The sequence below is a fragment of the Mesobacillus foraminis genome (assembly GCF_004340465.1).
Lineage (GTDB): Bacteria > Bacillota > Bacilli > Bacillales > Cytobacillaceae > Mesobacillus_B > Mesobacillus_B foraminis.
The window spans coordinates 264348-276994 of record NZ_SLVV01000005.1; the positions used below are offsets into that span (position 1 = coordinate 264348).

Annotated in this window: 8 protein-coding genes; all 8 read right to left on the reverse strand. The window is 44.1% G+C overall.

Annotated features, from left to right (window positions below; genetic code table 11):
* Positions 1-423: 423 nt before the first annotated feature.
* Positions 424-4752 (reverse strand): PolC-type DNA polymerase III, encoded by a 4329-nt coding sequence (locus tag EV146_RS10145; RefSeq protein ID WP_132005462.1) that lies wholly within the window; start codon positions 4750-4752, stop codon positions 424-426.
* Between the two features lie 207 nt (positions 4753-4959).
* Positions 4960-6663, reverse strand: coding sequence for a proline--tRNA ligase (locus EV146_RS10150; RefSeq protein WP_132005465.1), 1704 nt, complete (start codon positions 6661-6663; stop codon positions 4960-4962).
* A gap of 129 nt (positions 6664-6792) precedes the next feature.
* The gene (gene rseP, locus EV146_RS10155) at positions 6793-8052 is read right to left on the reverse strand and encodes an RIP metalloprotease RseP (RefSeq protein ID WP_121609229.1); all 1260 of its coding nucleotides are present in this window, start codon (positions 8050-8052) and stop codon (positions 6793-6795) included.
* An 18-nt stretch (positions 8053-8070) separates the two neighbouring features.
* Positions 8071-9213, reverse strand: a complete 1143-nt coding sequence (gene dxr, locus EV146_RS10160; RefSeq protein WP_132005468.1) for a 1-deoxy-D-xylulose-5-phosphate reductoisomerase — start codon at positions 9211-9213, stop codon at positions 8071-8073.
* Positions 9214-9303: 90 nt separating this feature from the next.
* Positions 9304-10098 carry a phosphatidate cytidylyltransferase gene (locus EV146_RS10165; protein WP_132005471.1) on the reverse strand — a complete coding sequence of 265 codons (795 nt, stop codon included), beginning with the start codon at positions 10096-10098 and terminating at the stop codon, positions 9304-9306.
* Between the two features lie 16 nt (positions 10099-10114).
* Positions 10115-10891 carry an isoprenyl transferase gene (locus EV146_RS10170; protein ID WP_132005474.1) on the reverse strand — a complete coding sequence of 259 codons (777 nt, stop codon included), beginning with the start codon at positions 10889-10891 and terminating at the stop codon, positions 10115-10117.
* Positions 10892-11128: 237 nt separating this feature from the next.
* On the reverse strand, positions 11129-11686 hold the full coding sequence (frr, locus tag EV146_RS10175) for a ribosome recycling factor (protein ID WP_132005477.1): 558 nt from the start codon (positions 11684-11686) through the stop codon (positions 11129-11131).
* Between the two features lie 2 nt (positions 11687-11688).
* A complete protein-coding gene (pyrH, locus tag EV146_RS10180) occupies positions 11689-12411 on the reverse strand; it encodes a UMP kinase (RefSeq protein WP_121609234.1) in 723 nt (240 codons plus the stop codon).
* Positions 12412-12647 lie beyond the last annotated feature (236 nt).

The following is a 12647-nucleotide window of genomic DNA, read 5'->3' on the forward strand; positions in this document are numbered from 1 at the left end:
TACTTAGGAGAGGTTCACCAGCAAGACACAGGTTTTTCAATAAACGGGAATGATCGATTCATAAACTAAAACAATCGATTCATAAATCAACAAAAACTATCCATAAATTCTTTTCATCGATGCATAAAAGAATAACATGAAATCAAAGCGCAATGTAACCGTCCCATTATCCTCTTTTACACGCAATTGACTCTATTTTTGAAGCACTTTTTAAGAAAAGAAATACAACCGCAATTTTATCTAGTGAAAAACCACCAGAATTGCAAGAATACAGGAATTTTCCGGTAAATATCACGTTGTGCCGCTGCCTCGTCTCCGTCTATGTTAATCCCGAAGGCCGAAATAAAGTAATATACAATACTTTTACGTAAACATACATAAAAAATAGAGACTGGAAATGACTCCAGTCTCAAGGACAAGACCCTAGAATAATGAAAGCTGGTTCTGGTCCGGCAAAGCCTCCAGACAGCCGTGATTATCCAGGAACTCAATGATTGTTTTTGAAACTTTCCCTCGCTGCTGGAGATCTTCTTTTGACAGAAACTCTCCTTTTTCACGAGCCTTAACAATGTTTATCGCAGCATTTGTTCCTAAACCGGGAATGGAATTGAATGGAGGAATCAGCGTATCTCCATCAATGATAAAATCAGTTGCACTGGACTGATAAAGGTCAACCTTTTTGAAAGAATATCCTCGTTCGCACATTTCGAGTGCAAGTTCCAGGACAGTCAGAAGGTTCTTTTCCTTTGTTGATGCATCGAGCCCTTTGCCATTGATTTCATCTACACGTGCCTTTATGCTCTGGCTCCCGCGAACCATGGCTTCTACATCGAAATCTTCCGCCCGGACAGTAAAGTAGGCTGCATAATATAAAAGCGGATGATGTACTTTGAAATAAGCGATCCTGACAGCCATTAATACATATGCAGCTGCGTGCGCCTTAGGGAACATGTATTTTATCTTTTTACATGAATCAATGTACCATTCCGGGACGCTGTTCTTTCTCATTTCTTCTTCCATTTCGTCAGAAAGCCCTTTTCCTTTACGGACAGATTCCATGATTTTGAAAGCGAAAGAAGGTTCGAGTCCCTGATAGATCAAATACACCATGATATCATCCCGGCAGCCGATTACTTCACTCAGTGAGCAGATATTGTTATGAATGAGCTCTTGTGCATTCCCCAGCCATACGTCCGTTCCGTGAGAAAGACCTGAGATCTGGACTAGTTCTGAGAAAGTCGTTGGCTTTGTATCCTCAAGCATCTGGCGTACAAATCTAGTCCCGAATTCAGGGATTCCAAGTGAGCCGGTTTTACTCATGATTTGCTGTTCAGTTACTCCGATGGATTCCGTACTGGAAAAGATTTTCATAACTTCCGGATCATCCGTAGGAATGGTCTTTGGATCAATTCCGCTTAAATCTTGAAGCATCCTGATAACCGTCGGATCATCGTGCCCAAGAATATCGAGCTTTAGAAGGTTATCGTGGATCGAGTGGAAGTCAAAATGCGTTGTCTTCCATTCTGATGTATTGGCGTCAGCAGGAAACTGGATCGGCGAAAAATCATAGATGTCCATATAATCTGGTACAACAATGATACCGCCAGGGTGCTGACCGGTTGTCCTTTTAACCCCTGTACAGCCAGCTACAAGGCGGTCTGTCTCCGCCCCGCGCATGTGGAGATTATTATCCTGCTGATAGGCCTTAACATAGCCATAGGCTGTCTTTTCGGCAACGGTTCCTATTGTTCCTGCGCGATATACATTATCCTCACCGAATAGAACTTTCGTGTAGTTATGTGCCCTTGGCTGATACTCGCCGGAAAAATTCAAATCGATATCTGGAACCTTGTCTCCTTTAAAGCCAAGGAAGGTTTCGAACGGGATATCGTGACCGTCCTTTTTATATCTGGAGCCACAATTTGGACAGTCCTTATCAGGAAGGTCGAATCCGGAGCCGACCGAACCATCATTGAAGAACTCTGAATGTTTGCAGGACGGGCAGACATAATGGGGCGGCAGCGGATTAACCTCTGTTATTTCCGTCATCGTCGCTACTAAGGAAGAACCGACGGATCCCCGTGAACCTACCAGATAACCATCATCAAGCGATTTTTTAACCAGCTTGTGGGAAATCAGGTAAATAACCGCAAACCCATGGCCGATGATGCTCTTTAATTCTTTTTCAAGCCTTGCTTCCACGATTTCCGGCAGCTCTTCACCATAGATGCTTCTCGCCATCGCGTAGCTCATATTGCGCATTTCTTCATCTGCCCCCTCGATTTTAGGGGTGTAGAGATCATCTTTAATCGGCTTGATCACGTCAATCATATCGGCAATTTTGTTAGTGTTCTCCACCACAATTTCCTTTGCCTTTTCTTTCCCCAGGAAGGAGAAAGCTTCAAGCATTTCATTCGTGGTCCTGAAATGGACATCGGGAAGGCGGTGGCGATTCAGCGGATTGGCGCCGCCCTGGGAGTTGACAAGAATTTTGCGATAGATTTTATCATTCTCGTTCAGGTAGTGAACATTTCCTGTAGCCACTACAGGCAGATCAAGCTTTTCTCCAAGTTTGACAATATTGGTAATGATATGTTCAAGTGACCTTTCATCCCGGACCAGCTCCAGCTCAATTAAATGGGCGTATACTTGCTTAGGCATGACTTCAAGGTAATCGTAGAACGAAGCTGCTTCTTCGGCCTCTTCCATCGACTTTTGCATCATCGTTTCAAAAACCTCGCCCTTGTCACAGCCGGAACCGATTAAAAGTCCTTCACGATGTTTTTCCAGGATGGATCTTGGAATTCGGGGAACCCTGTAGAAATAATCGATATGGGAAATGGAAACAAGCTTGAAAAGGTTCTTCAGCCCCGTTTCATTCTGTGCCAATATTGTACAATGGTGCGGCCTTGCCCGCTGGTAGGCCTTCCCCTGCCCCATATAATCGTTCATTTGGTCATGGTATTCAATTCCCTTTTCTCCGGCTTCCTTGAGCATTTTCACTAGAATGAATCCTGTTGCTTCTGCGTCATAAATGGCGCGGTGATGCTGCGTAAGTTCGACATCCAGCTTTTTGGCCAGGTTATTAAGACGGTGGTTTTTCATTTCCGGGAACAGGAATCGAGCTAATTCAAGGGTATCGATTACTGGGTTGGGCGATTTACCTAAGCCGATTTTTTTATAGCCGGTATTTAAAAAGCCCATGTCAAAGGCAGCATTATGTGCGACCAGGATCGCATCGCCCGTCCACTCATAAAAGCGCCTTAAAACATCATCCACTTCTGGAGCATCTGCAACCATATCATCCGTAATTCCTGTTAACTCGATGATCGTTGCTGACAGCCGATGGTGAGGATTTGCAAACGATTCAAACCGGTCAATAATTTCGCCGCCGCGTATTTTTACTGCCGCAAGTTCAATGATGGTATCATAGACAGCCGATAATCCAGTTGTCTCAACATCAAATACTACAAACGTGTCATCAGCAAGCAGGCGATGGGCAGAGTTATAAGCAATTGGTACTCCATCATCTACGAGGTTGGCTTCAACACCATATAAAATTTTTATATCGTTTTTCTTCCCGGCGCCAAATGCCTCCGGAAACGATTGAGCAACAGCATGGTCCGTTATCGCGACTGCCGGATGCCCCCATTTTTTCGCCTGGGAAACAAGGTCGCTTACACTTGAGACAGCATCCATTTGGCTCATTGGTGAATGGAGGTGCAATTCTACCCGCTTCTGGCCTTCTGGTGCTGTATCCTGGCGAAGCTTTGGTTTTATCTCGTTCACATCATTCCCGATCATGACCAGGTCCCGTACAAAGGTGTCGTTCTGGATGCTGCCTCGGACCTTCAACCACATGCCTTTCTTGACACGCTGGAAAATCGCTGCATCTTCCTTATCCCGGGAAAACATCTTGACCATGATGGAACTTGTGTAATCCGTTATTTTAAAGGTTAATAGAGTCCTTCCGCTGCGCAGCTCTTTCGTTTCTGCAAAGAATACATAGCCTTCAACCATAACTCTGCGCTCTTCATCAACGATTTCTTCAAGCCGGCGGTAGTCTGCATCGTCTTTGATAGTAAGACCAATCGTAACAGGGCCTTCCGCCGCACCAGCGTCTCCCTGGTCCTTCTCTGCCTCTTTCTTCTGCATTTCGACCATTGCCATTAAAGCCCGTTCCTGGTCTTCCTTTTCCTTCGCTTTTATAAAATCCTGATACTCGGTTGAAGCTGCATCACTGGCAGCAGTTTCAGTATCTATAGCCAGTGCCGGAAAACCAAACGACTGAAAAATATCAGAAATCAGGCTGGCATATTTTCTTTTAATCGCCAGGCCTTCGGTATCATTCCGTACATTTAAGATGAGCTTTGTGCCCTGCACCCTTGGGAGCTGTTCATTCAATAGCTTCAGTAATGGCGGAGAAATCCCGTCGATTTCCTGTACGCAGTTTTTCCAATAATCATGAATATCCTGTTCGCTGAAACTTTGTTCAACGACATGAATGCTGTAAGTGACAGAAGCAATATGTGAAAAGGTTCTTTCTATCTGGGTTTTAAACCTGCTGAAAACACTGCAGGGAATAATCCGCTCGAATTGAAAGAAAAAGTGCCACTTCTTGGATTTCTTTTCTATGATTACCCTGTCGATCAAAGCATTGTAAAAATGCTGTACGATCGCATCTTCTGTCAGCTGCAGCTGCTGCAGAAGCACTTGGAAACTTTCTTTCTTTTTAGAGGAAAGATCGCTCATTTTTTCCCTCCTATCTATTTTTACTATCCAACTTTGATAGAAAGTTCTTTTTAGCAAAGGTAATTATAACACAAAAACTATGACTGATAATTCGCAAGGTATGAGAAAAATGAGGAAATGATTAGTAGTTTGCTCGAGTTAAAGTGACATATGTCTATGAGTTAGTTCAAAAAAAGATCCCTTCTTCCGAAGAGATCCCATAATATGTTAAAGTGTCTTTAAACTATTTTCAATTGCTTCTTGAAGCTGGTCGATATGGATTTCCTGCATATCTCCTGTTTTCCTTACCTTTACCTCCACGATTCCCTCGCTGGCCTTTTTGCCGACTGTTATACGGATTGGCATACCGATAAGATCTGAATCTGCAAACTTGACCCCTGGACGTTCCTGACGGTCATCAAAAAGAACATCATACCCGGCAGCTCTGAACTTTCCATATAAATCACCTGCAAGCTGCGCTTGTGCTTCGTCCTTCATGTTTATGGCAATTAGGTGCATCTGGAACGGTGCAATGGCAGCAGGCCATACAAGCCCTTTTTCATCATTGAACTGTTCCGCTACGGCGGCCATCGTCCTTGAAACACCAATTCCGTAGCAGCCCATGATCATTGGCTGAGACCTTCCATTTTCATCAAGGTAGGATGCGTTCATCGCTTCACTGTACCTTGTCCCAAGTTTAAACACATGGCCGACTTCAATTCCTTTTGCAAACAGGATATTGCCCTGTCCATCAGGAGATGGGTCACCTTCCTGGATAAAACGAAGGTCCGCATAATGACTGACTTTAAAATCCCTCTCAGGGTTTACGTTAATATAATGGAAGTTTTCTTCGTTGGCACCGCAAACACCGTTTACGATGGCAGCCACTGCATGGTCTGCTACAATCTCGACCTGGCTGACATCAATTGGTCCCAGTGAACCGACTGGACAGCCGAGAACTTTTCTCGTTTCTTCCGCATCTGCAAGCTCACAATTGGCTGCTTCGAGGAGATTTTTCAGCTTGATGTCGTTTACCTCATGGTCTCCGCGCACTAACGCAAGGACATAACGATCATCTGCTTTAAATAATAGTGACTTAATGCAGTCTTTCGCTTCCACCTTCAAAAATTCTGTAACTTCTTCAATCGACTTTTTATTTTCTGTCCGGACCTTCTCCAGCTCTTTGGCTTCCTCTGCCTTTTTCGTATACTCCATAGAAACAGGTGCCATTTCAATGTTGGCAGCATAACCGGACGTATCTGAATAAGCGATGGTATCCTCGCCAACATCGGAAAGGACCATGAATTCATGGGTATCCTTTCCGCCCATGGCTCCCGAATCCGCTATGACAGCACGGAAATCCAGGCCGCAGCGCGCAAAGATGTTGGAATAGGCAGTAAAGATCCTGTCATAAACCTCATCGAGACTTTCCTGGGAGGAATGAAATGAATAGGCATCCTTCATAATAAACTCACGTCCGCGAAGCAGGCCAAAACGCGGGCGTTTTTCGTCACGGAATTTCGCCTGAATCTGATAAAGAGTCAACGGCAGCCTCTTATAGGATTTCACTTCATCGCGCACAAGGCTGGTGATTACTTCTTCATGAGTAGCCCCAAGCGCGAATTCCCGGTCATGCCTGTCTTTTAATCTCATCAGTTCAGGACCGTAAGTGTACCATCTTCCCGATTCCTGCCACAATTCTGCCTGCTGGAGAGCCGGCATTAACAATTCCACTGCCCCCGCATTATCCATTTCCTCGCGGATAATTGTTTCCACTTTTTGAAGAGCCTTTCTGGCAAGCGGAAGATAGGAGTATACCCCGGACGCATTTTGGCGGATAAATCCTGCTCTTAAGAGCAGTTGATGGCTTTTAATATCGGCATCTGCTGGAACTTCTCTAAGTGTAGGGATTAGGGTCATACTTTGCTTCATGTAATTATTACTCCTCATCTAATTCGTATGATAGAATACTATGCTTACTTAAATACCCAGGACAAACCACCCCATAGGACAACGTGCCCTGATACTGGGATGGAATTTTAACCGTAATATGCCTGAGGTTTATAAAAAGAATCTTTGAATATCATTCCAGGTAACAACGAGCATCAGAAGCATTAGAAGTGCAAAACCGATGAAATGAACCATTCCTTCTTTCTGTCGGTCGATCGGCTTTCCTCTGACTGCTTCGATTGCAAAGAACATCAATCTGCCGCCGTCAAGGGCTGGAATTGGCAAAAGGTTCATGATGCCAAGGTTAATGCTAAGAATAGCTGCCCACCTCATCAAATACCATACACCTGATTCAGCCACAATGCTGGTTGATTCATAAATCCCGACAGGGCCTGAAAGTGCATCAATTGAAAATTGTCCCGTCACAAGCTTTCCTACGGAAGTAATGATCACCTTTGTCCATGTGTAGGTTTCTTCAAACCCATAGGCTATGGATTTTAGCGGTGACTTTTCAATAGGGCTGTACACCCCGATGATCCCGATTGTTTCATTTTCGACTTCCCTGGTATCGGGCACTACGGGAATTTCAACTGTATTTCCGTCACGCTCAACAAGGAATTCAAGTGTCTCTCCGGGATTTTTCTGGATCATTTCCACTACATCCGACCAGCTTGAGATTTCTGATCCCTCTATACTCTGGACCACATCTCCTTCTTTTAACCCAGCCTCTCGGGCAGAACCATCTGGAGTAAGTTCACCTAAAATCGGCTCGTTGGAAGGGATTCCCTGAAAGAGGGCAATGATCATAAAAACAACCAGGGCCAGGATAAAATTCATCATTGGTCCGGCAAAGATCGCCATTGTTCTCTGCCCCAGTGTCTTGGAGGCAAACTGTCTGTCGTATGGTGCAAGCTGAGTTTCGACTCCATTTTCAACAAGGACCGCGGTCGGGCTGATCGCAAAGCTTTTCAGCTGCTCATCGTCGCCATCTTCATATCCTTTGATGAATAAGCTGTGCTCAATGTCAGCCTGTTCCACTTCAACAACCACAGCGTTTGGATACTTGTCTTTATTATTAAGGATAATCTTGTTTACATGTTCATTTTTATCAAACAACAGTCCCACTCGGTGGCCCGGCTTGATTTCAATCATTTCCGGGTCTTCGCCGGCCATCCTGACAAAGCCCCCGATCGGCAATAGGCGAATCGTGTATGTTGTCTCATTTTTTTTATGTGAAAACACTTTAGGACCAAAGCCTATCGCGAATTCCCGGCACAGAATTCCCGCACGCTTGGCAAAAATCAGGTGCCCAAGTTCATGGAAAAAAACGAGAGCTCCAAAAATCACAATAAAAGCTATAACTGTGCTCAAATGGATAACCACCTTTTTTTAAAGAAGTGAGTTTACAATTTGTCTTGTTTCGTCATCAATCTTCTGTATGGTTTCAAGATCCGGATTGCTGATGGTCTCATGGGAATCCAGGACCTTTTGTATCAAATCTTCAATCTCCAGAAAAGTAATCTGGTTTTCCAAAAAGGCGGCGACCGCTGCTTCATTGGCAGCATTTAATACGGCAGGCATTGACCCTCCAGCCCTGCCGGCATCATAAGCAAATTTCAGACAGCGGAAACGGTCGTAATCCATTTCAGTAAAGTGAAGTTTCCCGATTTCAGCAAGATTCAGCCTTTTTCCTGACGGCAGCGGCAAACGATCTGGATACGTCAATGCATATTGGATAGGAACTCTCATGTCCGGTGTCCCTAGCTGGGCCACTATGCTGCTGTCGTGAAACTCGACCATCGAATGAATAATGCTTTCCTTATGAAGAAGCACTGAAATTTTTTCATATGGCATAGAGAATAGCCAATGGGCTTCAATCACTTCAAGACCTTTATTCATCATGGTAGCTGAATCAATAGTGATTTTCGCCCCCATTGACCAGTTTGGGTGGTTAAGGGCTTCTTCGACTGTTACGTTCCTTAATTCCTCTCGTTTTCGGTCACGGAAGCTTCCGCCAGAGGCAGTCAGGATCAATCTTTCTATATTTTTCGTTTTCTCTCCCTGTAAAGCCTGGTAAATTGCTGAATGCTCACTATCAACCGGGAGGATGGCCACCCCATATTTCTTTGCAGCCGCCATCACTAGATGACCGGCGGTTACAAGTGTTTCCTTATTTGCAATAGCAATTGTTTTCCCCGCCTCGATTGCTTTTAAAGTGGGTGACAGCCCGACACTTCCAAGGACCGCATTTACAAGGATATCAGATTTCGCAAACGTTGCCGCTTCTTCTAATCCCTCTGGCCCGAAGCCAAAGGCCACTGCCGGAAATTCAGTCTTTAACGTTTCTGCTCCAGATTTTTCCTGAACAGATACATATTCTGGTTTAAACTCTGTGATGGCTTTTCTGACTAAATCAATGTTCCGGCCCGCAGACATCGCGACAAGCCTAAATTCATCCGGATGCTCTCTAATGATGTCAAGGGTCTGAATCCCTATCGACCCTGTCGATCCTAATAAACTAATTTTCTTCACTAACTTCACTCCCAATTTCTACCGTGAAGCCATGCAGGCTTCAAAGCCAAAAGATGAGGTCGGTATTGATGATCCCACCTCATTCTTATATTATAACAAATGCATAAAATGCAGGAGAGGCCAGACAAATAATAAACTGTCAAACCTGTCCAAAATTCCCCCATGCCCAGGAAGAATTCTTCCCGAGTCCTTAACATTGTAGTGCCGTTTCAAGGCAGATTCTACAAGATCTCCAACCTGGCCAAAAATAGAGAGGACCGCAGTAGCCAGCAGAAGAAGGATAAACGGAACATCTACTTCACTAAAGACCGCAAAAAGAACCGCGACGATTAACGCACAAAAGACGCCGCCAAAAAAACCTTCAATTGTCTTATTAGGACTTATTTCCGGCCACAATTTCCTTTTCCCAAAAGCACGGCCGATAAAATAAGCACCTGAATCAGTTGCCCAAATAATGAACAAAGAATAAAATACAAAGGTCAACCCATTGGCCGCGCCTCTTGTTTCGATAAAATAGTAAAAACCAATTCCAACATAAAGTGTTGACATAATGGAAAAGGCCACGTCTTCAAATGAGAATCGGTTTTTCGTGACAACCGTGTAGGTCAGGAAAAGCAATACCGCAAATAGAGCGAGCTCGATTTTAGAATAATTCAGGCGATCAAGTATATCATGATATTCATTTGGAATCAGGAAAATCCACAATAATATAAGAGAAATGATACCTGGAACTGACCACAGTTTCAAATTGCGCATCTTAAGTGCCTCATACAGACCAACCGACGCCAGTAAAAAGACCATTAAGACAAATGGGATTCCACCGTAAATCACGATTGGCAGGAATATTGCTGCTGCTGCGACTGCTGTTATGATTCTTTGCTTCATCTAATCCACACCTTTATTAAACTCCTCCAAAGCGCCGCTGGCGTCCTTGAAATACTTCAATAGCTTCAACAAAATGCTCTTCACTGAAGTCCGGCCATAAAACCTCGGTAAACCAGAATTCCGTATAAGCGAGCTGCCAGAGCATAAAATTGCTGAGCCTTATTTCTCCGCTGGTCCTGATCAGCAGATCGGGATCTTTTAATTCAGAGGTCATTAAATAAGACGAGAATAATTCTTCAGAAATCGTTTCTTCTTCTATTATTCCATTTTTACTGTCTGTTATGACCTTATTGACAGCTTCTAATATTTCAGCCCTGCTTCCATAATTTAAAGCGAAATTTAGAATCAGCCCTGTGTTATCCTTTGTGTCATCCATTGCCTTTTCAACTGCCTTTAGGGTATGTGCAGGCAATTTATCCTTGTACCCCATCATCTTGACCCTGACGTTTTCTTCAATAAGTTCTGGAAGAAAGGTTCCAAGGAATTCTTCCGGAAGCTTCATAAGAAAGTCAACTTCCCGTTTCGGCCGTTTCCAGTTTTCCGTCGAAAAAGCATAAACCGTCAGCGTCTTTACACCAAGCTGATTAGCTAGCTTCGTTATTTTGCGAACCACTTTCATTCCTTCGTGGTGACCTGCAATCCTGGGCAGGGAACGCTTTTTGGCCCACCGGCCATTGCCGTCCATTATGATGGCAATATGGGAAGGAACCTCCTGGGATTTTATTTGGTCTATTCTTTCATGGAGACTGGAAGGTTTATTTTGGGTCTTCCAGGGATTTATTTTATTTAACATAAGACAGCTCCCCTAAATAGGATAAACGTACCTCCAATATAAAAATAAGGTGAAAGCGTTAAACAATCTTGCCCTATTTCCATATGCTCCTATCATACCAAAAATGAAAAAAGATATCTCTATAAAATAGTATGTAGATTGGTTCTTAAACAGAATCTTACAGTTGGAGGAATATGTTTCTATAAAAAAACCCCCTGTAAAAGAGGGTCTTTTCATAATCAGGTTGGATGGTAAGAATTAAACTTCCAATAATTCCTTTTCCTTATCTTTGGTAATCTGGTCGATCTTACTGATTTGATCATCTGTCAGTTTTTGGATGTCATCTGAAAAGCCGCGAAGTCCATCTTCAGTAATTTCTCCGCCCTTTTCAAGCTTTTTAAGCTCGTCATTTGCATCACGGCGAATATTTCGGACTGCTATCTTGGCGTCTTCAGATTCCTTTCTAACCTGCTTTGCAAGCTCTTTACGGCGCTCCTCTGTTAACTGAGGAATGGCCAGACGGATGATTGAACCATCATTTGTCGGGTTGATGCCAAGGTCTGATTTAAGGATCGCCTTTTCAATCTCGCCCAAAATGGTTTTATCGTATGGCTGAATGACAAGCAATCTTGCTTCGGGTACGGAAATTCCGGCAAGCTGGTTAATTGGAGTTGGTGCTCCATAATAATCGACTGTAATTCGATCAAGCAGCGAAGCACTTGCCCTGCCAGCGCGGATGCTGGCTAATTCGCGTGTATATGCCTGAATGGCTTTGGTCATTCTTTCTTTAGCCTTTTCGATGACTTGATTTGCCATAATTATTTCCCCCTCACAATTGTTCCGATTTTTTCACCCATTACTGCTCTCTTGATATTTCCTTCCTCCATGATGGAGAATACGATCAACGGTATATTATTATCCATACATAGAGAAGAAGCAGTTGAATCCATTACAGCCAGGCCTTCTTTAATCACATCAAGGTAGGATAACTCATCATATTTCACAGCATCTTTATTTGTTCGCGGGTCTGCAGAATAGACGCCATCAACATTGTTTTTAGCCATTAAAATGACTTCCGCCTCTATTTCTGCAGCTCTAAGAGCAGCTGTCGTGTCGGTAGAGAAGTACGGGTTCCCTGTACCTGCTGCAAAAATGACCACTCTTGTTTTCTCCAGATGGCGAATGGCCCGTCTGCGAATATAGGGTTCAGCGACCTGGCGCATTTCGATTGAAGTTTGAACCCTCGTTTCAATGCCTTCCTGTTCAAGACTGTCCTGAAGGGCCAGTGAGTTCATTACTGTTGCGAGCATCCCCATGTAATCTGCAGTCGCTCTATCCATTCCCATTTCTTCGCCGATTTTGCCGCGCCAAATGTTTCCGCCGCCAACTACTACAGCAACTTCGACACCAAGCTCGGCAAGCTCTTTTACCTGTCCGGCAACATTTTTGATCACGGATGGGTTGATGCCAAAGCCATTATCGCCAGCCAAGGCTTCACCGCTTAATTTTAAGACAACGCGTTTGTATTTTGGGCCGCTCATAAAAACCTCCATTAAAAGAAAAGTGGAAGCGCCTTGCTCAGCCCCGACAGGCATAAGGCGAACGCCGCAGGAAGTCGTTCTTTGACTTCTGAAGGTGTTTGACTTATGACCCCGAGGGGCTAGGCGCTGGAACTAGACATAAAGAAAAGTGGAAGCGCCTTGCTCAGCCCCGACAGGCATAAGGCGAACGCCGCAGGAAGTCGTTCTTTGACTTCTGAAGGTGTTTGACTTATGAC

What these genes read in the sequence shown, in the direction of transcription:
- frr (WP_132005477.1), bottom strand. Translation starts at nt 11,686, where the DNA reads ATGGCAAATCAAGTCATCGAAAAGGCTAAAGAAAGAATGACCAAAGCC.
- EV146_RS10145 (WP_132005462.1), bottom strand. Translation starts at nt 4,752, where the DNA reads ATGAGCGATCTTTCCTCTAAAAAGAAAGAAAGTTTCCAAGTGCTTCTG.
- EV146_RS10165 (WP_132005471.1), bottom strand. Translation starts at nt 10,098, where the DNA reads ATGAAGCAAAGAATCATAACAGCAGTCGCAGCAGCAGCAATATTCCTG.
- pyrH (WP_121609234.1), bottom strand. Translation starts at nt 12,411, where the DNA reads ATGAGCGGCCCAAAATACAAACGCGTTGTCTTAAAATTAAGCGGTGAA.
- EV146_RS10170 (WP_132005474.1), bottom strand. Translation starts at nt 10,891, where the DNA reads ATGTTAAATAAAATAAATCCCTGGAAGACCCAAAATAAACCTTCCAGT.
- EV146_RS10150 (WP_132005465.1), bottom strand. Translation starts at nt 6,663, where the DNA reads ATGAAGCAAAGTATGACCCTAATCCCTACACTTAGAGAAGTTCCAGCA.